General features: G+C 52.5%; 30 protein-coding genes. 26 read left to right on the top strand and 4 right to left on the bottom strand.

The genetic code is table 11. The annotated features are described in order from the left end of the window. The first annotated feature begins 7 nt into the window (after positions 1-7). The 6 genes from BCS37_RS06305 (at position 8) to BCS37_RS06280 (ending at position 4,818) form a co-directional block, all read left to right on the top strand. Positions 8-2,017 (top strand): AAA family ATPase, encoded by a 2,010-nt coding sequence (locus tag BCS37_RS06305; protein WP_069180661.1) that lies wholly within the window; start codon positions 8-10, stop codon positions 2,015-2,017. A gap of 156 nt (positions 2,018-2,173) precedes the next feature. Further along, positions 2,174-2,641: a RusA family crossover junction endodeoxyribonuclease gene (locus tag BCS37_RS06300; RefSeq protein WP_069180660.1), complete on the top strand. Its 468-nt coding sequence runs from the start codon at positions 2,174-2,176 to the stop codon at positions 2,639-2,641. A 17-nt stretch (positions 2,642-2,658) separates the two neighbouring features. Next, a complete protein-coding gene (locus BCS37_RS06295) occupies positions 2,659-3,171 on the top strand; it encodes a DUF4406 domain-containing protein (RefSeq protein WP_069180659.1) in 513 nt (170 codons plus the stop codon). Between the two features lie 2 nt (positions 3,172-3,173). Continuing rightward, positions 3,174-3,584, top strand: coding sequence for a DUF1492 domain-containing protein (locus BCS37_RS06290; RefSeq protein WP_083205775.1), 411 nt, complete (start codon positions 3,174-3,176; stop codon positions 3,582-3,584). A gap of 204 nt (positions 3,585-3,788) precedes the next feature. Then, the gene (locus BCS37_RS06285; protein WP_069180658.1) at positions 3,789-4,145 is read left to right on the top strand and encodes an HNH endonuclease; all 357 of its coding nucleotides are present in this window, start codon (positions 3,789-3,791) and stop codon (positions 4,143-4,145) included. A 112-nt stretch (positions 4,146-4,257) separates the two neighbouring features. Further along, entirely contained in the window at positions 4,258-4,818 is a 561-nt protein-coding gene (locus BCS37_RS06280) for a P27 family phage terminase small subunit (protein ID WP_069180657.1), read from the top strand. A 42-nt stretch (positions 4,819-4,860) separates the two neighbouring features. Here the strand turns inward: BCS37_RS06280 and BCS37_RS06275 are convergent, their stop codons facing one another. Then, the gene (locus BCS37_RS06275) at positions 4,861-5,385 is read right to left on the bottom strand and encodes a hypothetical protein (RefSeq protein ID WP_069180656.1); all 525 of its coding nucleotides are present in this window, start codon (positions 5,383-5,385) and stop codon (positions 4,861-4,863) included. 91 nt (positions 5,386-5,476) lie between these two features. On the opposite strand from BCS37_RS06275, the gene BCS37_RS06270 reads away from it, so the two are divergent. From BCS37_RS06270 to BCS37_RS06235, 8 genes are all read left to right on the top strand, one after another. After that, positions 5,477-6,736: a site-specific DNA-methyltransferase gene (locus tag BCS37_RS06270; RefSeq protein ID WP_069180655.1), complete on the top strand. Its 1,260-nt coding sequence runs from the start codon at positions 5,477-5,479 to the stop codon at positions 6,734-6,736. Then, positions 6,736-7,275: an N-acetylmuramoyl-L-alanine amidase family protein gene (locus BCS37_RS06265; protein ID WP_069180654.1), complete on the top strand. Its 540-nt coding sequence runs from the start codon at positions 6,736-6,738 to the stop codon at positions 7,273-7,275. The genes BCS37_RS06270 and BCS37_RS06265 overlap by 1 nt, the downstream gene beginning before the upstream one ends. Before the next feature lie 2 nt (positions 7,276-7,277). Next, positions 7,278-7,559 carry a prevent-host-death protein gene (locus BCS37_RS06260; RefSeq protein WP_069180653.1) on the top strand — a complete coding sequence of 94 codons (282 nt, stop codon included), beginning with the start codon at positions 7,278-7,280 and terminating at the stop codon, positions 7,557-7,559. 117 nt (positions 7,560-7,676) lie between these two features. Continuing rightward, on the top strand, positions 7,677-8,567 hold the full coding sequence (locus BCS37_RS06255) for a virulence protein (RefSeq protein ID WP_069180652.1): 891 nt from the start codon (positions 7,677-7,679) through the stop codon (positions 8,565-8,567). Then, positions 8,551-8,787: a DUF4314 domain-containing protein gene (locus BCS37_RS06250; protein WP_069180651.1), complete on the top strand. Its 237-nt coding sequence runs from the start codon at positions 8,551-8,553 to the stop codon at positions 8,785-8,787. Before BCS37_RS06255 ends, BCS37_RS06250 begins: the two co-directional genes overlap by 17 nt. Then, on the top strand, positions 8,784-8,960 hold the full coding sequence (locus tag BCS37_RS06245; protein WP_069180650.1) for a DUF5049 domain-containing protein: 177 nt from the start codon (positions 8,784-8,786) through the stop codon (positions 8,958-8,960). Before BCS37_RS06250 ends, BCS37_RS06245 begins: the two co-directional genes overlap by 4 nt. A gap of 160 nt (positions 8,961-9,120) precedes the next feature. After that, entirely contained in the window at positions 9,121-9,399 is a 279-nt protein-coding gene (locus BCS37_RS06240; protein WP_069181567.1) for a hypothetical protein, read from the top strand. Between the two features lie 95 nt (positions 9,400-9,494). Beyond that, the gene (locus tag BCS37_RS06235; RefSeq protein ID WP_069180649.1) at positions 9,495-11,096 is read left to right on the top strand and encodes a terminase large subunit; all 1,602 of its coding nucleotides are present in this window, start codon (positions 9,495-9,497) and stop codon (positions 11,094-11,096) included. Between the two features lie 336 nt (positions 11,097-11,432). Here the strand turns inward: BCS37_RS06235 and BCS37_RS06230 are convergent, their stop codons facing one another. Together BCS37_RS06230 and BCS37_RS06225 are read right to left on the bottom strand one after the other, a co-directional pair. Then, the gene (locus BCS37_RS06230) at positions 11,433-12,416 is read right to left on the bottom strand and encodes an HNH endonuclease (protein WP_069180648.1); all 984 of its coding nucleotides are present in this window, start codon (positions 12,414-12,416) and stop codon (positions 11,433-11,435) included. Between the two features lie 20 nt (positions 12,417-12,436). Then, complete coding sequence (locus tag BCS37_RS06225; protein ID WP_069180647.1) at positions 12,437-12,928, bottom strand: hypothetical protein; 492 nt, start codon at positions 12,926-12,928, stop codon at positions 12,437-12,439. A gap of 73 nt (positions 12,929-13,001) precedes the next feature. On the opposite strand from BCS37_RS06225, the gene BCS37_RS06220 reads away from it, so the two are divergent. From BCS37_RS06220 to BCS37_RS06210, 3 genes are read left to right on the top strand one after another with little or no spacing between them, the layout of a single operon-like run. Continuing rightward, entirely contained in the window at positions 13,002-14,252 is a 1,251-nt protein-coding gene (locus BCS37_RS06220) for a phage portal protein (RefSeq protein ID WP_069181566.1), read from the top strand. Further along, positions 14,242-14,931, top strand: coding sequence for a head maturation protease, ClpP-related (locus BCS37_RS06215; protein WP_069180646.1), 690 nt, complete (start codon positions 14,242-14,244; stop codon positions 14,929-14,931). The genes BCS37_RS06220 and BCS37_RS06215 overlap by 11 nt, the downstream gene beginning before the upstream one ends. 16 nt (positions 14,932-14,947) lie before the next feature. Then, a complete protein-coding gene (locus BCS37_RS06210) occupies positions 14,948-16,123 on the top strand; it encodes a phage major capsid protein (RefSeq protein ID WP_069180645.1) in 1,176 nt (391 codons plus the stop codon). 83 nt (positions 16,124-16,206) lie between these two features. Here the strand turns inward: BCS37_RS06210 and BCS37_RS06205 are convergent, their stop codons facing one another. Beyond that, positions 16,207-16,749, bottom strand: coding sequence for a hypothetical protein (locus BCS37_RS06205; protein ID WP_069180644.1), 543 nt, complete (start codon positions 16,747-16,749; stop codon positions 16,207-16,209). A gap of 109 nt (positions 16,750-16,858) precedes the next feature. Here BCS37_RS06205 and BCS37_RS06200 point away from each other — a divergent pair, with 109 nt between their 5' ends. From BCS37_RS06200 to BCS37_RS06160, 9 genes are all read left to right on the top strand, one after another. Next, on the top strand, positions 16,859-17,134 hold the full coding sequence (locus BCS37_RS06200; RefSeq protein ID WP_009657058.1) for a head-tail connector protein: 276 nt from the start codon (positions 16,859-16,861) through the stop codon (positions 17,132-17,134). A gap of 12 nt (positions 17,135-17,146) precedes the next feature. After that, positions 17,147-17,473: a phage head closure protein gene (locus BCS37_RS06195; protein WP_069180643.1), complete on the top strand. Its 327-nt coding sequence runs from the start codon at positions 17,147-17,149 to the stop codon at positions 17,471-17,473. Continuing rightward, on the top strand, positions 17,466-17,864 hold the full coding sequence (locus BCS37_RS06190) for an HK97 gp10 family phage protein (RefSeq protein WP_069180642.1): 399 nt from the start codon (positions 17,466-17,468) through the stop codon (positions 17,862-17,864). The genes BCS37_RS06195 and BCS37_RS06190 overlap by 8 nt, the downstream gene beginning before the upstream one ends. After that, positions 17,861-18,223: a tail completion protein gp17 gene (gene gp17 / locus BCS37_RS06185; protein ID WP_069180641.1), complete on the top strand. Its 363-nt coding sequence runs from the start codon at positions 17,861-17,863 to the stop codon at positions 18,221-18,223. The genes BCS37_RS06190 and gp17 overlap by 4 nt, the downstream gene beginning before the upstream one ends. 1 nt (position 18,224) lies before the next feature. Then, the gene (locus BCS37_RS06180; protein ID WP_069180640.1) at positions 18,225-18,824 is read left to right on the top strand and encodes a major tail protein; all 600 of its coding nucleotides are present in this window, start codon (positions 18,225-18,227) and stop codon (positions 18,822-18,824) included. Between the two features lie 11 nt (positions 18,825-18,835). Next, positions 18,836-19,150 (top strand): hypothetical protein, encoded by a 315-nt coding sequence (locus BCS37_RS06175; protein ID WP_069180639.1) that lies wholly within the window; start codon positions 18,836-18,838, stop codon positions 19,148-19,150. 185 nt (positions 19,151-19,335) lie between these two features. Next, positions 19,336-21,888: a hypothetical protein gene (locus BCS37_RS06170; protein WP_069180638.1), complete on the top strand. Its 2,553-nt coding sequence runs from the start codon at positions 19,336-19,338 to the stop codon at positions 21,886-21,888. After that, the gene (locus BCS37_RS06165; RefSeq protein WP_442983858.1) at positions 21,860-22,201 is read left to right on the top strand and encodes a phosphoribosylformylglycinamidine cyclo-ligase; all 342 of its coding nucleotides are present in this window, start codon (positions 21,860-21,862) and stop codon (positions 22,199-22,201) included. Before BCS37_RS06170 ends, BCS37_RS06165 begins: the two co-directional genes overlap by 29 nt. 2 nt (positions 22,202-22,203) lie before the next feature. Then, entirely contained in the window at positions 22,204-22,617 is a 414-nt protein-coding gene (locus tag BCS37_RS06160; protein WP_069180637.1) for a hypothetical protein, read from the top strand. Positions 22,618-22,622: the final 5 nt, after the last annotated feature.

Below are 22,622 nucleotides of genomic sequence, written 5' to 3'. Positions count from 1 at the left end.
ATTTTTCATGGACAAGAATATCTTGTCGGCTTTGAAGTACATCAACGTTGCGGAGGTTGACCGCGCCGACTGGATTCAGGTAGGCATGGCACTCAAGGAGGAAGGTTATCCATGCTCCATCTGGGATGATTGGAGTCAGAGAGATCCTCGTTACCATCCCGGCGAATGCGAAAAGAAGTGGGCGGGCTTTAGCGGCACGGCCACTCCCGTCAAGGGTGGCACGATTGTGCAGATGGCGAAAGAGCGCGGCTGGATGCCCTGCGCTGAGGGAGCAATGGCATGGGACGACACCATCGAATATGACGGCAACGACGGCTTCAATGGATTTTCTCCGCCTGATGCGTGGAATCCCGTGCAGGATTTGATCGACTATCTTTCTCTGCTATTTGATCCTGCTGACCGAGTGGGCTATGTCACGGGTGACGTATGGCAGGATGGCGAGGGTAAGTGGCTGCCCAGTAAGGGCGTGTATGACCGCACGGCAGGGGAGCTGATCGCATCCCTCAAGAAGCACGCCAATGACATCGGAGCAACCGTGGGTGACTGGAAACCCGAGGTGGGCGGTTGGATTCGGTTCAATCCGCTGGATGGTGAGGGCGTGAAAAACGACAACGTCACCAAGTTCAAGTATGCCTTGGTGGAATCCGACACACTTCCCATCGCCGAGCAGGATGTCCTCTTCCGCAAGCTGGAACTGCCGATTGCAGCGCTCGTTCATAGCGGGGGCAAGAGCCTCCACGCCATTGTGCATGTGGATGCCATTGACTATGAGGAGTACCGAAAGCGGGTGGAGTTCCTCTATGACTTCATGGAAAAGCAGGGCGTACCCATCGACAAGCAGAACCGCAATCCCTCACGGCTTTCCCGGATGCCGGGGCTTACTCGAAACGGCAATCGCCAGTACCTCGCCGCAACGAACATCGGCAGGAAGTCATGGACGGACTGGATGGATTTCGTGGAGGGCGTGACGGATGAACTTCCACCGATGACCCCACTCTCGGCGTACAAGGACAATCCACCTTTGCTCCCCGAAGAGTTGATCCACGGAATCCTGCGGCGCGGGCATAAGATGCTCATTTCCGGATCGTCCAAGGCAGGAAAGTCGTTTCTCCTCATGGAGCTTTGCGTCTCCATCGCCGAGGGAATCCCGTGGCTGGGGTTCGCTTGCCGCCAAGGGCGGGTACTGTATGTCAATCTCGAAATTGATCCGGCAAGCTGCATCACCCGCTTCCTCAAAATTTACGATGCCCTTCATCTGTCTATGAACAAATCGGAAAACATCGTCATCTGGAATTTGCGCGGACATGCCGTTCCGCTCGACCAGCTTGTGCCAAAACTCGTCCGCCGTGTTCGTGACCTGCACTTTGATGCGATCGTCATCGACCCCATCTACAAGGTCATCACCGGGGACGAGAACAAGGCATCCGAGATGGGGCAGTTCTGCAACCAGTTTGACAAGATTTGCACGGAAACCGGCTGCTCCACGATTTACTGTCATCATCACAGCAAGGGCGCACAGGGAAACAAGCGAGCGATGGACAGGGCTTCCGGCTCCGGCGTATTTGCCCGCGACCCCGACGCCCAGCTCGACATGATCCAGTTGGAACTTGATGACGACATCAAGAACAACCTGCGCGATGGCAAGGCTACCGCTTGGCGATTGGAGTCGAGCCTTCGCGAATTCGAGAACATCGAGTCGGTGAACTTCTGGTTCGAGTATCCCATTCATCGGTTGGACACGAATGGAAATCTCGGTGAGATGCCCGCGCAGGGAACACTGGAGGCGGGACGCATGAAGAACAGTCACTCAAAGACTGCCGAGGCGTGTGCGGAGGAATTCCGAAACGCCTACCAGGCACTCAATATGGACGGAAACGTGACGGTTTCCGACATGATGGGTTATCTCAATGTATCGGACAAAACCGTCTACGCAAGGCTCAAAAAATTGGACGGCGAATTCATCCTCAAAAAAGGTCGTATTTTAAGGAATGACGGGGCTTCCAAGGATTTTGAGTAAATTCTTCTTCTACGCTGTTTATATATACATATAAACAGAAGAAACGTCGTTACCCTCCCAAAGTGGGAAGGACGTACTACGTCCTGTCCTTCCCCTTTGAGGAGAGTAACGTGACAAAACAGCCGAGAGGAACCAAAAGAAAGGCAGGTTTAGAAAATGATATTTTTCCTCGACATCAATCCTCCTACGGTGACCGCGCAGGAGAAATCCGTGCGGATCGTGGGCGGCAGACCGATATTTTATGACCCGACTCCCCTAAAGAAGGCAAAGGTGCTTCTGACCGCACATCTGGGGAAATATCGTCCGACCGCACCTCTGGACGGAGCCTTAGAGCTTCGCACCACATGGCTCTTCTCGGTGGGCAAATCCCATAAAAGCGGCGAGTGGCGCACGACCCGCCCGGACACCGACAATCTGCAGAAAATGCTCAAGGACTGCATGACCAGGTGCGGCTACTGGAAGGACGATGCCCAAGTCGTGCGGGAGATCGTGGAAAAACAGTGGGCGGCAGAGCCGGGGATTCACATTGAGATCAAGCAGCTGGGCTTGCAGCGTACCTCGAACCGCAATGGAGAAGGCTACAGCGACCCTACGGCAAGAGACGCGCTGAGGCACTGCAAGTAAGAAAGGAGCAGATCGCTATGAACATGATTTATATTTCCCATCCCTACACGGGGGCTGAAAAAGAGAACCGCAAGGCAGCAGCGGCGATTGCAGCAGAGTTTTCCAAGAAATATCCGCATATCTTGTTCGTTAATCCGCTCGATGGCATGCGGCACTTGAAGGCCGCCAAGATTCCCTACGATACGGTCTTGGAACAGTGCAAGACGCTTCTCGGCAAATGCAACGGTGTGATCATGGCAGGCAACTGGAAGAACAGCAACGGCTGCATGGAGGAATATCTGTACGCCGTTCATCATCGGCTGACAATTTGGGAAGGTACAGAGGAATTTGACAGCGAGGAAGTCATGCCCCATGACCGCTGCGGAACGCACGCGTCTTGCAAAAAATGTATCTGCACATCCTGCGCCCATCGACTTACATGCTGGAACTGCAACGACTGTGTGCAGGAGGCGGGGCAGACTGTTCCCATAGGATATACAGGTGGCGACGTTTGGCAGCCGGGCTGCTCCCGCTACGAAAAGAAGGGCTGATCATGATGACCGCTAAGGAATATCTGAGCCAGGCATTCAAGATTGACAGAAAAATAGACAGCATGCTGGAACAGTCCGTGCGGCTGCGCAGCATGGCCACCAAGACCACCACCGTTCTTAGCGATATGCCGGGGCGTGCAACAAAGAATCCGCACAAGCTCTCCGATGTGGTGGTGAAGTTGGTGGAGCAGGAGGAAGAGATTGATCGTGAGATTGATCGCTTGGTAAGCCTCCGCGCCGAAATCTATGGCGTGATACAGGCTGTGGAGGATATGGATGAGCGGTTGGTCTTGGAGATGCGCTACATGGGGTATCACACGGTCACGGAGATTGCCAGGCGCATGGAAGTCGGGGAACGGCAGATATACCGTATCCATGAGCGCGGTCTGCAAAGTGTGGTCGTTCCTTCGTGAAGAGAAGGAAATGTCATGAAATGTCAGGGAATGTCATGAAATGTCAAAAAGCGGAAAAATGTCACAAAATGTCAGTGAATGTCAGATTGATGTCAGTATGACCAATGTGATATGATAGACTCAGCAAAAATAGGATATGGAATCAGCCTTCTCGGAGAAGAAATTCTCCGCGAGGGCTTTTTTGATGCCACGAGGAGGTGCGCGATGCCGAGAAAGCCGAAGCGACCCTGCCGCATGACGGGGTGTCCGAACCTTACGGATCGAAAGAGCTGCTACTGCGAGACGCACGAGAAAACGATGCAGCGGCACTATGACCACTTCACGCGCGGCTACGATCAGCACGAGAGATACGGCAGTGCATGGCGCAGGATTCGTGATCGTCATTTGGCAGGGCATCCGCTCTGCGAGCAATGCAAAGAACGGGGGAGATACGTCCTTGCGACACTCGTGCATCATATCCGACCGATTTCTGAGGGAGGCACACATGATGAGAGCAATTTGATGTCGCTCTGCGTATCGTGCCATGAGCGGATTCACCAACGTGGCAGTGGCGACAGATAGACCCCTAGGGGGAGGTCAAATCTCTAAAACCGCGCCGTTACTGGACCGGGGAGGGGGCGCACGCACAAAAACGTCAGTTCAAACGGGGTATTAAAGGAATGGGGGCGAGAAGATGGCGCGTGACGGAACAAATCGCGGAGGGCGGCGTATCCGGGCGGGAGATAAACCTGAACCACTGACAGATAAAATTGCGGGCGGGCGCACGGCGCACATCATGGAGTTCCCAACGACGGAGTTGGATGGCACAAACCTTGTGGATGCCGCCGACCTCTACGGCGAGGAAATGCCAACCCCGAGCGAATTCCTGTCCGCACGGCAGAGGAACGGAAAGCCGCTCGGTGCGGATGAGATTTTCCGCGAGACATGGTTGTGGCTGAAGGAGCGCGGCTGTGAGCGTCTCGTGAATCCTCGTCTCATCGAAAGCTACGCACAGGCATTTGCCCGTTTCATCCAATGTGAGGAAGCAATGAGTCAATACGGGCTCATTGGCAAGCATCCGACTACAGGCGGGGCGATTGCAAGCCCCTTCGTCCAAATGGGACAGGCGTTTCAGAAGCAGTCCAATCTGCTTTGGTATGAAATTTTCGACATCGTAAAGCAAAACTGCACCACGACATTCAGCGGCTCGCCGCAGGAAGATCGTATGGAGCGGCTGCTGAGGTCAAGAAAATAAAAGAAGCATCCATAGATAGATGCTCCGTATTTTTAGTTTAGGTTAATCGAGATACTGGCTCAGATCAAGGACTCCGGCACAATACCAAAACAGACCATTCAAAAAGCCGTTGTCAGATCGGTATGTGCTTTCGGTATCATTCTTTCCGGTATTTGGAGAAACAGAACTCAAGAATTTTATGACCCGTTTATCTGTCTTGTAAGTGCTGAACCGAATGATCGTCGGAGAATGTTTCGCGGCATTTCCGTTACCGTCAGCACCTCCACTGCCATAATAAACAAGGCAAGAAATAATTGCTACACCATCTGCAATCTCGTACTTGCAACTTGTCTTATCAAGAAAGATAGCGCCATATGTAGTGAGTCCAACAAGAGGATAGTTTGTGTCCCCAAACATATAATTCTGCTTTGGAGGTTTGTTGGGCTTTGGCAATGCGGCAACAGTCCGTACGTCATCACCATATTGTTCGACTTTGTTTGTAATGTCATAGCCGTCATATGGACTAGCATATGCTGTTGCAATAAAAAGAATCCAACCGGCAATCAAAGAAAGTACTATCTTTTTCATCACATAATCCCTCTCTTTCCAAACTCTCAACTCTATTTAGTTGATTCGGTAAAACATATAAAAAATCCTGCTTAGTTGAGGAGGTTAAACATTGAACAAAACAACATCAGAGATGAAGCTCGTTCCGATTGCCAAACTCGTGCCGTATGCCAACAATGCGAGGACGCATTCGCCCGAGCAGATTAATAAGCTGCGCGGAAGTCTGCGCGAGTTCGGGTTCGTCAGTCCAGTCATTATCGACAAGAAGTATGGCATTCTCGCAGGACACGGACGTGTTGCGGCGGCACGGGCGGAGGGGATGGAGAGCGTACCGTGCGTCTTTGTGGATCATCTGACGGAGGCACAGAAGAAGGCATACATCCTCGCGGACAACCGTTTCGCACTTGACGCAGGGTGGGACGAAGATATGCTGCGTATCGAGATGGAAGCCCTACAAGGCATGGACTTTGACCTCTCGCTCACAGGCTTCGACGAAGCTGAAATCGCTGACCTACTCTCACTGGATGACGGTGAAGCACAGGAAGATGACTTCGATGTGGATGCAGAACTGCAAAAGCCTTGTGTTGCTCGATCGGGCGATGTCTGGCATCTCGGCAAGCACCGTATTATCTGCGGAGATTCCACTCTTTCGGAGACATACGAGCGGCTGCTCGGCGGAGAAAAGGTAAATCTCGTCTGCACGGACCCGCCATATTTTGTGGCTCTGGAAAGTTCCTCCGGGAAAATCAAGAACGATGATCTGAATGACAAGGATGCCTACGAGTTCCTGAAATCTGCCTTTATTGCCTTCCACTCGGTGATGGCGACCGATGCTTCCATCTACGTTTTCTACGCAACAGCAAAAGCCCGCATCTTTCATGACGCTTATGAGGATGCGGGCTTTAAAGTTGGCGCAGGTCTGGTGTGGAAGAAAGATCGTCTCGTTCTTACACGGACGGACTGGAAGTACATTCACGAGCCGATTATCTGGGGATGGAAGAAGGACGGTCGGCACAGATGGTATGGCGATCAGAAGCAGACCACCGTTTTTGCATTCGACCGCATTAAGGACTCGAAGAAGGATGGCTGCGGACATCCGTCCTCGAAGCCCGTGCCGCTCATCGCCTACCTTGTCAAACAGTGTACGCAGACGAACGGTATCGTTCTCGACGGATTCCTTGGCTCTGCTTCAACGCTGATTGCGTGTGACCAGTTGGGGCGTATCTGCTATGGTGTGGAACTTGAGCCGAAGTTCGTGGATGTCGCTGTTGAGCGGTACATCCAGAGCAAGGACGGCAATGCAGAAGATGTATTTTTGGAACGTGATGGTGAGCGCATTCCGTATGCGGATGTGCCAAAGGAGGGAGCATAATGCGTGTGTTTTTGAATCCGGGTCATGCGCCGGACGGGAATCCAGATCCCGGTGCGTGCGGGTATGGGCTGCGGGAATGTGATGTGGCAAAGAATGTCGCTGATCTTGCGGCGGACTATTTGAGTGCCGCAGGTGTTGAGGTGGTCAGCAACTTGCAGTCCGATAGTCTGCATGAGGTCGTTTCGGTTTCCAACTGTGCGGAAGCCGATGTGTTTATCTCCATCCACTGCAATGCGTGCAACGGTGTGGCACAGGGGACGGAGGTCTGGCACCACTACGGTAGCGGCGAGGGGGAGAAACTGGCACAGTGCATCCAGAACCAAATTGTGGATGCGCTCGGAACTGTGGATCGAGGTACAAAGGGAGCGAAGCCCGGTGTCAACGGTTTGTACGTTCTGAGCAACACGGATGCGGTCGCTGTGCTCGTGGAGCTTGCGTTTATTGACCATGAAGGGGATGCAGGATTGCTTCGCAGCCGGCAGGATGAATTTGCCCGTGCCATTGCGCGTGGGATAACGGACTATGAAGGAGAGTGTTGAAGATGAAACTGGAACACATTCAAAACGAACTGAAGAATCATGTGGGGGATTTTGTACGGACGGAGGCAAAGGAAGCGACCGTCCTCTGGCTGCATGAGAAAGGACTCCCGGCAGCGCGTGAGGTGTCGGCGGCATACACGGCAGCACTGAAGGAGAGCGCGGAGAAGGAGACGGGATGGTGCAGATTCCGCGACCGCATCTTCCTGCCGCTCGTCATTGACGGCGCGATCTGGATGACGGGCAAGATGCTCGAGCGCATGACCACTCCTCATTCTGTGAAATGATGACACGCTGTGGTTTATCTCACTGAGGCTATGGTGTATACAACACAATTTGCTTGCTAATTATCCCGGCTAGAGTGATGAATGTAATGACCAAAGTTCATAAAGGAGGTTTTCAAAATGAAGGTCAATTACAACATCCAGAAGGAAGAGCGCAAGGCGATGGTCGGGATTGTGGGAAAGGTGCTCGAGACAAAGCCCGCCTACTGCGGCGCACCGAGCTTTTCCTACAAGGTCGGCGCGTTCGAGATCACGAAGGCGGGCATCCTTTGCTTCGACGATGCCACCGACGAAGCGACTGTTGCGCGTGTGCGCACGGCACTGCGTGAGGCGGGCTTCATGTCCGAGGACGGCGAGAACAAGGCTTCCTGCGCGGACACAGGGGAAGACAAGCCGATCCAGACGGAAGCGGCAGAGGATGAACTCGCCGCAGTAGAAACGGCAGAGATCGAGCCGAGCCAGACGAAAACAGCTGCGGATGAGCCGACCGTAGTAGAAACGGAAGCAGACAAGCAGATTCAGACGGAAACGGCAGCAGAAGTTGCTCCGACTGAGGAAGCCGTCGCGGAATCCGGCGAGGACAGCCTTTCCATCAGCCTTCCACGTAGCCTTTTCACCGAAACGGCACTGCAGAATCTCGACGCACTCCTTCTGAGCAAGGGGCGGCTCATTCGTCACGCCTTCGACATCAAAGAGGCAACCTATACGCTGACCGACGACCGCATCACCTTCGCGTGGCTGCACGGCACAATCACCGACGAGACGGCAAAGGCTTATGCTGAATTCATCAGTAAGTTCTGCCAGATGGCGCGTACGCAGAAGCGCGTCACGGCGAAGAAGAAGATTGTGGACAATGAGAAATACGCTTTCCGCTGCTTTCTCCTGCGCCTTGGTATGATCGGAAACGCCTACAAACAGTCGCGTAAGATTCTCCTGCAGAACCTTACGGGCAGCAGTGCATTCAAAAGTGGACATCGGAAGGAGGTTGTGGATCATGCGATTTCCGAGTAGGGAGCAGATCGCCGCACTTCGAGAGCGGTATCCGCGCGGGACGAAGGTGGAACTCCTTGCGATGGACGATCCGCAAGCTCCACCGATGAGAACGATGGGCGAGATTATGGGCATTGACGATGCGGGGCAGCTTCTTGTCCGATGGGAGACGGGCTCCTCGCTCAGTTTGATCCCCGGCGTGGACTTATTCCGCATTATGCAGAAGGGCGGTCAGTCATGAACGAGAAGGTTTTCGCACAGATCATAGACATCTGCAATTCGGGGCGAGTGAATATGTTCGACGTTCCCGGTGTTCAGCGCATTGCATTTGAGAAGGGCTTCTACGAACTGGTCTGCTTCATCGAGGAAGACCGTGCGGCGTATGTACGATTTATCCTCATGGGTGGAAAATAGCCGATGATTCTAGCGATTCAGCACAGCCTTTCGGGGCTGTGTTTCTCTCGAAAAATAAGTGTAGTTTATCCAAAATATGACTTGCTATATCCTGCGTTTAGAGACATATATGTACATGACCGAAGGGAACAACCTACACACAGAAAGCGAGGAACACAAAATGAGAAAAGCAGAAGCAAGATGGCCGAAGACCACCACGATGGAGCACCTCGATGAGATGCGGTTCGGAACGAGCGGCGCGATCCTTTGCTACGGCGAGCAGATCCTTGTCGTCGGGATGGAGTGCTGGGGCTTCCACGCAGCCATCTACGAGATGGTCGAAACGCCGGAGGAGACGGGACTTGCGGACATCGAATGCCGCCTGAACCTCGTCGAAGCCGCCACGGAGCTTTTCGAGGACGGCGGACACGCGATGGCTTGGTGCATGAAGCGCATCTAAGCCGCACCAAACAACAAAACAGCCCTTCGGGGCTGCTTCTCGTTTCTGTGTTTTTGAGTCGCTGACAGCGGCTCTTTTTTGATGGGGGTGATTGCTTGCGAAAACTGACGGACTACACACCAACGAAGTTCATGGCAGAGGACGCGCACTATGACAAAGCCGCTGCGGATTATGCCGTAGGCTTTATCGAGTGTCTGCGCCATACGAAGGGGACGTGGGCAGGAAAGCCCTTCGAACTCATCGACTGGCAGGAGCGCATTATCCGAGACATCTTTGGAATTTTGAAGCCGAATGGCTATCGTCAGTTCAACACGGCGTATGTTGAGCTGCCCAAGAAGCAAGGAAAATCAGAGCTTGCCGCCGCCGTTGCACTGCTTCTCTGTTGTGGCGATGGCGAGGAGCGTGCCGAGGTGTACGGCTGTGCCGCTGATCGTCAGCAGGCGAGTATCGTATTCGAGGTCGCAGCAGATATGGTGCGTATGTGTCCCGCACTCAGCAAGCGGGTGAAGATCCTTGCCTCCCAGAAGCGGATGGTGTATCTGCCGACGAACAGTTTCTATCAGGTACTTTCGGCAGAGGCATACTCGAAGCACGGCTTCAATATTCACGGCGTTGTGTTTGATGAGCTGCACACGCAGCCGAACCGCAAGCTCTTTGATGTCATGACAAAAGGATCCGGCGATGCGCGTATGCAGCCGCTCTACTTTCTCATCACCACAGCAGGGACGGATACGCAGTCCATCTGCTACGAGACGCACCAGAAAGCAAAAGACATTCTGGAAGGGAGAAAGATTGATCCGACCTTCTATCCTGTAATTTACGGAGCGAAGGAGGATGAGGACTGGACAGACCCGGAGGTCTGGAAGCGCTCGAATCCGTCGCTCGGCATCACGGTCGGTATCGACAAGGTACAGGCGGCTTGTGACTCTGCACGGCAGAATCCTGCCGAGGAGAACAGCTTCCGTCAGCTGCGCCTGAATCAGTGGGTGAAGCAGTCCGTTCGGTGGATGCCGATGGATAAGTGGGATGCGTGTTCCGCCCCTGTTGACGCTGAGTCCTTAGAGGGCCGTGTCTGCTACGGCGGTCTTGACCTTTCCTCTACGATGGACATTACGGCGTTTGTACTCGTGTTCCCTCCGACGGAGGAGGATGATCCGTTTGCCGTGCTTCCGTACTTCTGGATTCCCGAGGAGAATATCGACCTGCGTGTACAGCGCGACCATGTTCCCTATGACGTGTGGGAGAGGCAGGGCTACCTGCAAACGACAGAGGGAAATGTAGTTCACTACGGATTTATCGAGGCGTTCATTGAGCGACTTGGTGAGAAGTACAACATTCGCGAGATTGCCTTCGACCGCTGGGGCGCAGTGCAGATGGTACAGAATCTCGAAGGGATGGGCTTCACCGTTGTTCCATTCGGGCAGGGCTTCAAGGATATGAGTCCGCCGACCAAGGAGCTGATGAAGCTGACCTTGGAAAAGAAAATAGCGCACGGCGGGAATCCCGTCATGCGCTGGATGGCAGACAACATCTTCATTCGCACTGACCCTGCGGGGAACATCAAGGCGGACAAGGAGAAGTCCACCGAGAAGATCGACGGCGTAATTGCCCTCATCATGGCTCTGGATCGTGCGATTCGCTGTGGGAATGATACCTCCGCGTCTGTTTATGATGAGCGAGGAATTTTGTTGCTCTGATGTCTGAATCGTGTTATTCTGAGAATGTCAAAGAATAGATGGGCAAGGGGCAGCTCCACTTTCCCTCCTGTTTTTGCAGTAATGCATAATGACCGCGACCGCCACAATAGAGCCTCTGTTGAGTTGACCGGGCGGATCATTTTCTTTGATGCGCACTTGCGCGTGATGGGAGGCGTTCATTGTGGAAGCCTTGCATGTCTGCGTATGCGTGCTCTTGTCTCCGCCCTGAAATAAGGGGACCGAGCGACCCATCACAAAATCGCACTTTGACGTCTACCGATCTTGGTAGACGTTGTTTTTATGTGCAGGAGCGAGGGCTTTGAGCACGTTCTATGCTTATCGATAATACTCCTTTAGCTGATCCAAACTTAAGTCAAGGCCACATTTTCTAAGGGCTTCAATGCGCTCATAATATAGCTTCTCCAAAATAGGTTCTTTATCCTCGAATCTACCATAATGAAGCAAATTATGACAATGGCTACAAAGAGATACAATGTTTTCCATTACATCCAGACTATAGTTAAAATCTTTGTATCTGCTAATAGGGATGAGATGATGTGGCTCAGTATAACCCTTGCCATTTTTTCTTAGGAAGATTCTATCCTCAGCATTTACTTCACAAATATAGCCAGCACGCTTTAATGCATCGGCTGCTCGTTTTGGATCTCTTTTTGGCAGCTCCCTTCCTGTCGTGGATGATGTTGTAGTTTCCTGTGGGGCCATTTCACCGGACCATTCAGGGGGCTCTGTTTCATCGTCAAGTAAGCTGTTGATCTCTTCTTGCTCTATGACATTATATTCAGGATCTTTATCGCCTAGAATTTCTGTTAATGCGGCTTGAATCGTTTTAAGTAGGCCCGTCTCCTTTTGAATTGCAGCAGCTTTCTCAAGAATAAATACTGCATGTTCAGGTGCAAGGTGACACATGTACTGTTGCTTGCCTCTTCCACTGACCATGAACGCACTGTCTTTTTGGTAATGCTGGCTGAACCATTCTTTATAGTTGGTAATTTTTAGAGGTGTATCAAAAGTGAAGTAACTTGTATCGATCCGATACCCTTCGTTATCCCAATCTACAGATGTATTTGCTGCTTTTAGTGCCGCTGGTTGCATCGCTTCATAACAATCGACCTGAGCAATACTGATTGCCATAATCTTTGTGTTTGAGTTATGTAGAATAAAATCTCCTTTTTTTACATGCGTCATCGTTGTATAGCCAGCATTATTTTTACCGGATTTATTTCTTTGCGGGGACCATACATATCCTCCAGAACATTCTTCATTATACGTTTCCCCTTGAAACACATAAAAGACAGCCATGATTACCCTCCTGAAAATAGCTATTGTATCGTTTCTTTTTGATCGCTAGGATATGGCATTCCGGATATTTGCTCATAAACAATGTTGAACATACTTCGCGCGTAAAGATGGTAGTGCTCTATATATTCTGTATAGCCATATTGCTCAATATATCTCTGACCTTCGGACTCACTATAGGATTGGAGTGTGATCCATTCTCCATTTTCATAAACTTGTGGAGGTTGCGTTCGATTTTTCCTAAAGCGAAATGTTCGTGTTTGATATGTGCTGGTATCACCGGTTATATCCATCGTATACGCAATATATCCAGATGAGCAGGTCTCGTATGTTTCATCCTCATCGTTGTAGGTACAGGAAATTAAATCTACGTATTCGCAATAGTTGGCATGGGCATAAGAGAGCCGATAGTTTGGATTGTTATCCAGATATTGGGGGATAGCCTCGACATGAGCGGACACAGAAATAAGCGAAAAGATAACGAGCAAGAATGGGTATCGGAGTAATTTGTTCATAAGATCATCTCCTTTATGGAGAGATTTCGTTAAACAGGAAAAAAATCCTTTTTATAAAGAATGGATGGTGTATATGAATCTATTCAGCAAACTCTTCCGTTCGCGGGACAAGCCCAGAAATCATCTTGGCGGCTTGTCCTTTTTGTTTGGGCAGACTGCGGCGGGCAAGGCGGTCAACGAGCGAACGGCAATGCAGACAACGGCAGTCTATGCTTGTGTGCGCATCCTCGCCGAATCCATCGCAGGATTGCCGCTTCACGTTTACGCATACAAAGGACAGGGCAAGGAGCGTGTGTCGGAGCACCCGCTATACTTTCTGCTCCACGATGCACCGAATCCCGAGATGACCTCCTTTATATTTCGCGAAACCATGATGAGTCATCTCCTCCTGTGGGGGAATGCCTACGCACAAATTTTGCGGGATGGCAGAGGTTCGGTCATCGGACTCTATCCGCTTCTCCCGGACAAGATGGAAGTCAGCCGTGACAGCCGCACGGGTGAGCTTTACTACACCTACGCGAGAACTACGGAGGAGAATCCAAATTTTGCGGACAAGGGACAGATTCGGCTGCGGCGTGAGGATGTGCTGCATATTCCGGGACTTGGCTTCGACGGCTTGGTCGGCTATTCTCCCATCGCTATGGCAAAGAACGCCATCGGCATTGCTCTTGCGACGGAAGAATATGGCGCGGCGTTCTTCAAAAACGGTGCACGTCCGGGTGGTGTCTTGGAGCATCCCGGTGTCCTCAAAGACCCGTCGAAGCTCCGTGAGAGCTGGCACGCCGTCTACGGTGGTACGATGAACACGGGCAGGATTGCCGTCCTCGAGGAAGGTGTGAAGTATCAGCAGATTGCCATACCGCCCGAGGAGGCACAGTTCCTTGAAACGAGGAAGTTTCAGATCGACGAGATTGCACGGCTCTACCGTGTGCCGCCGCATATGGTCGGAGATTTGGAGAAATCCTCGTTTTCGAACATCGAGCAACAGTCCTTGGAGTTCGTCAAATACACTTTGAATCCATGGGTAATGCGATGGGAGCAGTCGCTGCAGAAAGCACTTCTGACAGAGAAGGAGCGGAAGGCTTATTTCATCCGCTTCAACGTGGACGGGCTGCTGCGCGGGGATTACAAGAGCCGTATGGAGGGATATGCCATTGGTCGGCAGAACGGATGGCTCTCCGCGAACGACATCCGAAGTCTTGAGGACATGAACCCAATCGCAGCGGAGGAGGGCGGCAATCTTTATCTCATCAACGGGAATATGACAAAACTGAGGGATGCAGGATTATTCGCCAACAAGAAAGGAGACGGCGATGAAACGTAAATTTTGGAACTGGGTACGGAATGAGGGAGAGAAGCGTGTTTTGCTTCTGGACGGTGAAATCTCAGATGAAACGTGGTGGGGAGATGAGGTCACGCCTGCGATTTTTCGCTCTGAGCTGAACGCCGCAGAGGGAGATATTGACCTCTGGATCAACTCGCCGGGCGGTGACTGCTATGCAGCGGCACAGATCTACAATATGCTCATGGAATATCCCGGCGAGGTCACGGTCAAGATTGACGGGATTGCCGCTTCTGCTGCATCCGTTGTTGCGATGGCAGGAACGACCGTTGAGATTTCTCCCTTGGGGATGTTGATGATCCACAACCCGATGACCGTCTCTATCGGAGACACGCATGAGATGGAGCGGACGATTACGTTCCTTGCCGAAATCAAGGAGAGCATAATCAACGCTTATGAGATCAAGACGGGGCTGTCCCGTGCGAAGATTTCACGGCTGATGGATGCCGAGACATGGATGAATGCAAAGAAAGCCGTGGAACTCGGCTTCGCGGATTCCGTTCTCTATGAAAATAGGGAACATCTCACAGGCGAGGCGGCAGATGGGCTGATCTTCTCCCGTGCCGCCGTCACCAACTCTCTGCTCTCAAAATTCGGGCAGGGAACACACAATGTCGATGCAGAGCCACTCAAAAGACGGCTCTTTTCTATTTCACACTAACGGAGGGAAAAAGATCATGGATAAGATCATGGCAATGCGCGAGAAGCGTGCAGAAATGTGGGAACAGGCAAAGCAGTTTCTGGATTCTCACGAAAAGGACGGTCGTCTTACAGCCGAAGATGCCAAAGCATACGAGCAGATGGAAAGCGAGGTGCTTGCGCTCGGCAAGGACATCGAGCGCATGGAGCGTCAGGCGATTCTCGACGCGCAGCTTGCAAAGCCCGTGACGGCAGCAATCACCAACATTCCGGGGGCTGCGCTCAACGCTGAAAAGACGGGACGTGCAAGCGAGGCATACCGTGCGGCAATGCTGAGGGCACTCCGTACGAACTTCCGTCAGGTGGAGAACGTCCTGCAGGAGGGCGTGGATGCAAACGGCGGCTATCTCGTTCCCGAGGAATACGATCAGCGTCTCATTGACGTACTCAGCGAAGAGAACGTCCTGCGTCCGCTTGCGACGGTGATTACCACGAGCGGGGAGCACAAGATCAACATCGCTGCTACGAAGCCCGCAGCATCGTGGATTGAGGAGGGCGCACCTCTTACCTTTGGTGAGGCGACCTTTGACCAGGTTGTCCTCGACGCACACAAACTCCACGTTGCGGTCAAGGTGACGGAGGAACTGCTCTACGACAATGCCTTCAACCTTGAGAACTATCTCATCGAGCAGTTCGGCAAGGCACTCGGCAATGCTGAGGAGGATGCGTTCCTGAACGGCGACGGGACGCACAAGCCGAAGGGGCTTCTCACCTCGGCAAAGACATCCGTCACTACGGCGGCAGCCGACCTCAAGGCAGACGAACTCGTGACACTCGTCTACAGTCTCAAGCGTCCCTACCGCAAGAATGCGGCGTTCATCGTCAACGACCAGACGCTTGCAAGCATCCGCAAACTCAAGGATGCCAACGGAGCGTACTTCTGGCAGCCGTCGTACCAGATGGGTGAACCCGACCGTCTGCTCGGCTACCCCGTCTACTCTTCTGCATATATGCCCGCTATTGCGGCGGGTAAGACCGTTATCGCGTTCGGCGATTACTCCTACTACAACATCGGAGATCGCGGCACCCGCGCCCTACAGGAACTCAAGGAGCTGTTTGCGGGCAACGGCATGGTCGGCTACGTCATGAAGGAGCGTGTGGACGGCAAGCTTGTCCTCGAGGAAGCTGTACAGACACTCAAGATGAAGGGCTGATATACAATGAAAAGAGGGGCAATACATAGCGTTGCTCCTCTAAAGTATCTGTCTGCTATTTGACGTGAAAAAAATTTGTCGGACTAGATCCCCAATGTTCGATAGAAACTTTCTTCGATGACACGGCGTTGTCGTTTGAGTAAGGGGCTGTAGCCCATTTTATCGTTATAAAAGCGCATATTGTAGGCAGACACAAAAGCGACTTCTGCACATAGGGGGATTAATGGATTTCCGTCTGCGTGACAATAATCACGATTTATATTCCAGTCCATCCAACCGTTTCTCGTAAGATAAGATACAGACTTCCTATCCCAGTTGTAGCGGAAATACAGTGTGGATGGTCCTTTTATTTTATAGGGGCCACCTATATATGTTTGATGTTGTCGCCAGAAATCATCAGAAAAGTCGACAAAGACAACATTTATGGCAATTTGATAGTTGGGAGGATCGTAGGTTTGGACCGATACAGACGATTTATCTGCATAAATGCCTTCCCCCATACCACCATCCACAAGAACATAATTGCCAGTGTCCATTGTTTCTGGATAGATATCTTCGGCATTGGCAATCATGCATGGAAGTATGATAAGCATGGTTAGCGACAAGGTTTGCAGTGTTTTTCGCATGAGAGTACTCCTTTCATGTAAAAAAATCCCTATGTGCTTATGTAAAATATTTCTATAACATTAGAAAATATCCTGCAAACACTATGAGAATAGAAAGGGAGGTGGTTCTATGCTTGTGCCGCTTGCAGCAGTCAAGCAGTATCTTAGGATTGATGGAGATGAGGAGGACGATCTCCTCACGCACTTTACGGAAACGGCAGAACAGATTTGTACTGCATTACTGCGCGTGAAGAAGCTGTCCAAGGTTGAAGATCAGGCGATTGTGCGCGTTGCGGTGCTTTACGCTGTGTCCTATCTCTATGAACACAGAGAGGAAGCCGACCATCGAGGTCTTGCGCTGACATTGCGGTCGCTGCTCTTTGGTGTGAGGAAGGAGGTCTTTTAGGTGAGAGTGTCCATGAGTGAACTACGCCATCGAATTTCCATCCTACGCCCTGTGACGGATACGGACGATGAGGGAAATATTCTCGCGCAAACAACACAGGAAGTCGGTAAAGCGTGGGCACTCGTTCTGCCCTTTGCGGCGAAAATCTCCGACGGTTATGCGGAGAAGGTGCAGGAGGTGGATTACCGCATTGTGATCCGTTACCGCATGGATGTGCGAGTGACGGATCGTATCCGTTGGGGCGACAAAATACTCACGCCGATTGCGCCGCCGTATCCGCTCGGCGGGAAGAAACGGTGGCTTGTCATAGAATGCAGGGAGTTGGTGGAAGATGGCTAGATACCGAGGTTTCGTTTCTGCTGAGAAAATATTGTCAGAGCTTGGCGCGGAGGCGACGGCTGCGGCAAAGGAAGCCCTCGCGCATGGCGCGGACGATGTGGTCGCAGAGGCAAAGAACCGCTGTCCCGTCTATACGGGAACAGATAAGCGCGTGGTGAAAGGCGCACTGCGGGATTCCATCCACAAGCGGCTGCGCAGGAAGGACGGCTCTGTTTGGAGGATTGCGGCGGATGCAGAATCCAGTGACGGTGTGTTTTACGGCGTGCTCGTTGAGTTCAGCCCAAGGATCAACCGACCGTTTCTCTACCCTGCACTCGATGCCAAGAAGGACGGTATCCGTTCTGCCATCGTTGATGCTGTCCGAGCGGCGATACGGAGGCGAGGGAAATGAGCACGGCGCGGATGGTGTATCAGGCACTTGTGCGCTCCAAAACACTGTCTCAGCTTCTTGCACATGGGAAGAAGAGCATCTACCATGGGCGCAGTCCTGATGCGGGGACGTATCCGATAATCGTCTATTCGGTGATCTCGGATGTTCCCGCACTATCGGCAGACGGCACGGAACTGGAACGGCGTGTGACAGTGCGTATCCACATTCTGACGAAGGACGGACGGTTTCGGGAGATTCATAAAGCCGTGCAGAACACGCTTTTGCCGCTCGGATTTGTGCGGGCGCAGACGCAGGAACTTGTCGAGAAAGATATTTTTGTGGAAATTACAGATTACAGAACAGCAATGGAGGGAGAATAAAATGCCAAGTCCAACACCAACAGGAAAGCCCGCAGGGAATCTTACAAGCGGGCAGTTCATCAACATCCAGAAACTTCATATCGCCAAGATGCTCACCGATGAGGCGGGCGGTACGGCGACCTACGAGAAGCCGATTCCCCTTGGGAAACTTCTGCGCAAGGTGGACATCAAGCCGCAGACGAATCAGGCGGAGCTTTTTGCCGACGGGCAGCCCGTGGATACGGCATCCAATACCGCATCCTACGATCTGACCTTCGATACCGCCGCACTTCCTTTGGAATACACAGCCTATCTTTTGGGGCACAGTATCGAGAACGGCGTGATGAAAGCAAGCAAGGACGATGTTGCATCGTACTTCGCTGTGCTCTTCCAGTCGGACAAGCGCAATGGGAAGAAGAGGTTCACCAAGTTTTACAAAGTCCAATTCACGGAACCCTCGGAGTCCGGCAACTCGAAGCAGGAGAGCATCCAGTTCGACACGCCGACACTGACGGCAAAGGCAATTTACCGTCTCTCGGACGGGTTGTCCTATGCCAAGGCGGACGAAGAGGCGGCGGGATTTGCCGCAGAGACAGGATCGAAGTGGTACGAGCAGGTCTGAGGGAGGTCACGATGGAAACACCGATGCTGCATATTGCGGGCAGGGAGATTACGCCGCATCCTCCGAAGATGAAGGTGTGGCGCGAGTTCCTTGCCTTTTTTGATGCCGACAAGGAAGGATTGAGCCTTGAAGATTTTCTGGACGCGCACGTTCGTCTGATCGTCCTTGGATTCGGACGGGAGGAAGTGACAAGGGAATCCGTGGAGGAGAATGTAGACGTTGCGGACATTGTGCCGCTCACTCGTGCACTCTTTCGATGGATTCAGTCACTGACGTTTTCCAAACTGGTGAACCTCCCAAACGAGGAGATGGGGAAAGAGGCGTAGTTCTTTCTCCGTACCAGAATCTACTGCGTTACTACGAGCGGCTGCAGTCCGCATATGGGTGGACGATGTACGAGATTGATTCACATGAGATTACGTTTTTGCTCAATCAGCTTGTTGTAACGGCGATCTGCGAAGAAAGATTGTCCGAGCGATTTATTGATGACGTGATGTAGGGAGGGGATAGGGTGGCAAAACGGGGACAGAAGATCGACGAACTCTATCTCGACATCGGTCTCAACATCGCACAGCTGCAGCTGGATTTCGATACGGCGGGCAAGACTGTCTCGGATTCCATCGCGCGGCTGAACAGCAAGGCAAACAACATTCACCTGAAACTCGATGCCGACCTCGCCAAACTTGACGGCGTGGGTACGGAGCTAGACAAGATCAAGGTACGCCATCAGGCAATCAATCGCGAACTGGATATTCAGCGGCAGAAGGAACAGATTCTTGCCGCTGTCCTCCAATCCGCAAAGAAGAATGACGGCGCGGATAGTGCGTCCTATCGGCGTGCCGAGAGCAATCTTCTGCGTCAGCAACGAACCGTCGCGCAGACCGAAGCAGAGGTGCGAAAACTGAATAACCGCCTCAAGGAGAGCGCAGTGCTTTCCGGCACGCTCGGCGGGCGCATCGCCTCGGGAATGACGGCGGCACAGGCGGGTGTCAAAAACCTAACGAGTGGATTCAATGTTCTCTCGACAAAGATGGCTGCCGTTATGGCTGTTGCAGCAACCGGCGCAGGACTGTTCAACATTACCAAGGACGCAATGCTTGCGGGCGAGAACGTCTACAAACTCACACAGCGGCTTCACGTCTCGGCAGGTGAGGCGGCGACACTCAATCGAGTGTTTCAGCTTGCGGATACGGACATCAAGAGCGTCATACCTCTGATCGCTCGTCTTGACAAACAGGTATCCGCTGCGGGAAATTCGGGTAACGATACCACACGCGCACTCTCGCGTTTTGGTATTGCGCTCAAAGATCAGCAGGGCAATCTCCTGCCGCTCAATGAGCAGCTGGCGCAGCTTGCCAAGGGCTACAAGACAGCAAGCGAAGCAGGAATGGAGGAAGCGTATACCGCCGAAGTCCTCGGTGCGCGTGGCGCGGCACTCATTCCGATTCTTGAACAGTATGACGATCTGATGACCATTTCCTCACGTGTAAAGACTACGGGACTGCTCGACCCAGAACAGGCGCACGAGACGTATCTCAAATGGCGCGAAATGGAGATGGAAGCGGGACAGCTGAAACTTGCCCTCGGCGCGGCTCTCCTTCCTGCCGCCGAAGAGCTGATGCCTGAGATCAACGATGGTTTCCAGACGTTCATCGAGACAATTAGCGACAACAAGGACGAGATCAAGGATGCCGTCCTTGGTTGGGGTGAAGCACTCAAGACCGTTGCAGAGCTTGCGGGCTTTGTGGGCGAACAGATTCATAAGGTCAATGAACACGCCGAGGCAAATTCGTGGCTCGTAAAGAATCACCCCGTGGCATCTCCGCTGATTGCGATCCCCTTTCTTGGCGGTACGGTTCTTGACGCTATTTACGGCGATGAGTACAAACAATATCTGGAACAGCAGAAGATTGCCAAAGAGAAGGCTGCGGCAGAGGAGCAGGCGCGTGCAGAGGCAGAAAAGAATGCCAAGGCACAGGAGCAGAATGCCAAAGCGGCACAAATCCGTGCAGCGGCTGAGAAGGATGCCGCAAAAACCGTCAGTGAATCCGCAAAGGCGACCGAACAACTGACGGACAGCCTATATACACTGACACATACGGACATCCAGAACAGCCTTCATGCATTGAATCGTGAATCCTTCCAGTTTTTCCAGAAGGGTGCCGATCCGCACCTCATCGACGAATATCGTCTGGCAAAGGAAGCGAAAATCTACGCCGACTTTCAGCGCGACGTTGTGGATAAGGCGAACGCGCTTTACAAGACTGACCTCCAAAACAAACTGGATTCCATCGCCCGTGAAGCCGATGCCTTTCGGCAGAAGGGCTTGGATGAGGTGCAGACACAGGCGTGGCTCAGTGAGAGCAAGGCGCGTGTGATGGAGCAGTGGGAGCGGGATGTCGCGTCAAACATTGACTCCATCTGGAAGACCGAACTTGAGAATCGCCTTGCGGAGATTGAGCGTGAGAAAGAAGCGTGGGTACAGAAGGGACTGGACGAGGTCGAAGCGACGCGCTGGGCGGAGAAGCAGAAGCTAGATGCCAAACGCAACGCCGCTCTGGAAGTCCTCCGCTCCCAGAAAGAGGAACTGCAGGTGTTCAAGAAATCCGGGCAAGTTGGGTTGATGGAGTACCTTCGCAAGAAGAATAAGTTCACAGCGGAGGACTTGGGGCTGACACCGGAACTCTTGCAGCAGTTCCAATCGGGACGGAAATGGGCGATGGAAAACCTCCTGCCGAATTTTGCTCCCGAGAAGCGTGAAGACAGTTCCCGCATCCGTGTCAATGGGCAGGAGTTCTCGTATGCACAGATGATGGCAGGGCTTGGACAACAGGCACAAATTGTGCAGGGAGGGAGACAAAATATCCCGTCCTCCCCAAATACTGCGCAGTCCGCGCCATCCATGACGGACAATCGGCAGATTCACATACAGGTGCAAATCGAGAACGCCGTCACGGAGGACAACGAGGGAATGCGTATGCTTGCCGATCATGTCGCCGACCGCATCCGTCCTGCCGTTGAAAATGCCCTTGGAGGTGATTCCAATTCATATTCACATTGGTGAGGTTAAAACACTGAGTGTCGAGAACTGGCAGATCGTTCCTGATGACCGTCAGCAGCTCTTGGAGATCGTCGGCGGTGTGGTCGTGCAGGATTTCGGGCATATTGCAGAGGGAGACCGTATCTCTTGCACCGTTGTTGTAACTGCCGCTGACTGGGAGAAAATCAAGGCATATTGGGATAGCCGGGCAAGGGTGTCCGTAACGGACGAGAGCGGGAGCGTCCTGCCCTCGATGCGTGTTGTGGTGAAGTCCTACGAGTATATGGCGCATTTCCCGAAGGTCTATAAGGTTTCACTGGAATTTTGGAGGGTGTGAAAATGGCAGAACTGCTGCATATCTATATGAACAATCCGACCGAGGGCGGTAAGGACGGAACGGAGGTCAGCTCAGGGACGGAACTCGCGCCTATCTCCATCCTGCTCGATGCGGGCAAGGGCGAGCAGAAAGCCGTCAAGTGCGCTGTGCGCTGCGAGAACGGCTTCCATATTGACGGAACACTTACGGTCAAGTTCATTGGCGAGCATGCGGACAAGTGGAAAGTGGCACTAGATAACAAATACACTGCTGAAACGGTGTTGGATTCTGCCGAATGGAAGGATGTTATTTCGCTGCAGAACGTCCGCGACACGAATACCGTATTCTGGGTCAAGGCAGTCAGCACAGCAGACGAAAAACCGCAACAGGATACGAGCGTGGACATTCAGGCAGAGGGGCTACTTGTGTCGAATTGAGGAGG

This window comes from Selenomonas sp. oral taxon 920 (genome assembly GCF_001717585.1).
Taxonomy (GTDB): Bacteria; Bacillota; Negativicutes; order Selenomonadales; family Selenomonadaceae; genus Centipeda.
The sequence above is the reverse complement of the archived record's forward strand: the minus strand, read 5'-3'. Positions and strand labels throughout refer to the sequence as shown.

Bases quoted from the DNA above. Each gene is read 5' to 3' on its own strand.
- BCS37_RS06290 (WP_083205775.1), top strand. From the start codon at position 3,174: ATGATGACCGCTAAGGAATATCTGAGCCAGGCATTCAAGATTGACAGA.
- BCS37_RS06275 (WP_069180656.1), bottom strand. From the start codon at position 5,385: ATGAAAAAGATAGTACTTTCTTTGATTGCCGGTTGGATTCTTTTTATT.
- BCS37_RS06230 (WP_069180648.1), bottom strand. From the start codon at position 12,416: ATGGCTGTCTTTTATGTGTTTCAAGGGGAAACGTATAATGAAGAATGT.
- BCS37_RS06210 (WP_069180645.1), top strand. From the start codon at position 14,948: ATGGATAAGATCATGGCAATGCGCGAGAAGCGTGCAGAAATGTGGGAA.
- BCS37_RS06285 (WP_069180658.1), top strand. From the start codon at position 3,789: ATGCCGAGAAAGCCGAAGCGACCCTGCCGCATGACGGGGTGTCCGAAC.
- BCS37_RS06180 (WP_069180640.1), top strand. From the start codon at position 18,225: ATGCCAAGTCCAACACCAACAGGAAAGCCCGCAGGGAATCTTACAAGC.
- BCS37_RS06175 (WP_069180639.1), top strand. From the start codon at position 18,836: ATGGAAACACCGATGCTGCATATTGCGGGCAGGGAGATTACGCCGCAT.
- BCS37_RS06280 (WP_069180657.1), top strand. From the start codon at position 4,258: ATGGCGCGTGACGGAACAAATCGCGGAGGGCGGCGTATCCGGGCGGGA.
- BCS37_RS06300 (WP_069180660.1), top strand. From the start codon at position 2,174: ATGATATTTTTCCTCGACATCAATCCTCCTACGGTGACCGCGCAGGAG.
- BCS37_RS06240 (WP_069181567.1), top strand. From the start codon at position 9,121: ATGAGAAAAGCAGAAGCAAGATGGCCGAAGACCACCACGATGGAGCAC.
- BCS37_RS06295 (WP_069180659.1), top strand. From the start codon at position 2,659: ATGAACATGATTTATATTTCCCATCCCTACACGGGGGCTGAAAAAGAG.
- BCS37_RS06220 (WP_069181566.1), top strand. From the start codon at position 13,002: ATGAATCTATTCAGCAAACTCTTCCGTTCGCGGGACAAGCCCAGAAAT.
- BCS37_RS06215 (WP_069180646.1), top strand. From the start codon at position 14,242: ATGAAACGTAAATTTTGGAACTGGGTACGGAATGAGGGAGAGAAGCGT.
- BCS37_RS06255 (WP_069180652.1), top strand. From the start codon at position 7,677: ATGAAGGTCAATTACAACATCCAGAAGGAAGAGCGCAAGGCGATGGTC.
- BCS37_RS06265 (WP_069180654.1), top strand. From the start codon at position 6,736: ATGCGTGTGTTTTTGAATCCGGGTCATGCGCCGGACGGGAATCCAGAT.
- BCS37_RS06195 (WP_069180643.1), top strand. From the start codon at position 17,147: ATGAGTGAACTACGCCATCGAATTTCCATCCTACGCCCTGTGACGGAT.
- BCS37_RS06305 (WP_069180661.1), top strand. From the start codon at position 8: ATGGACAAGAATATCTTGTCGGCTTTGAAGTACATCAACGTTGCGGAG.
- BCS37_RS06200 (WP_009657058.1), top strand. From the start codon at position 16,859: ATGCTTGTGCCGCTTGCAGCAGTCAAGCAGTATCTTAGGATTGATGGA.
- gp17 (WP_069180641.1), top strand. From the start codon at position 17,861: ATGAGCACGGCGCGGATGGTGTATCAGGCACTTGTGCGCTCCAAAACA.
- BCS37_RS06245 (WP_069180650.1), top strand. From the start codon at position 8,784: ATGAACGAGAAGGTTTTCGCACAGATCATAGACATCTGCAATTCGGGG.
- BCS37_RS06250 (WP_069180651.1), top strand. From the start codon at position 8,551: ATGCGATTTCCGAGTAGGGAGCAGATCGCCGCACTTCGAGAGCGGTAT.
- BCS37_RS06160 (WP_069180637.1), top strand. From the start codon at position 22,204: ATGGCAGAACTGCTGCATATCTATATGAACAATCCGACCGAGGGCGGT.
- BCS37_RS06205 (WP_069180644.1), bottom strand. From the start codon at position 16,749: ATGCGAAAAACACTGCAAACCTTGTCGCTAACCATGCTTATCATACTT.
- BCS37_RS06260 (WP_069180653.1), top strand. From the start codon at position 7,278: ATGAAACTGGAACACATTCAAAACGAACTGAAGAATCATGTGGGGGAT.
- BCS37_RS06190 (WP_069180642.1), top strand. From the start codon at position 17,466: ATGGCTAGATACCGAGGTTTCGTTTCTGCTGAGAAAATATTGTCAGAG.
- BCS37_RS06225 (WP_069180647.1), bottom strand. From the start codon at position 12,928: ATGAACAAATTACTCCGATACCCATTCTTGCTCGTTATCTTTTCGCTT.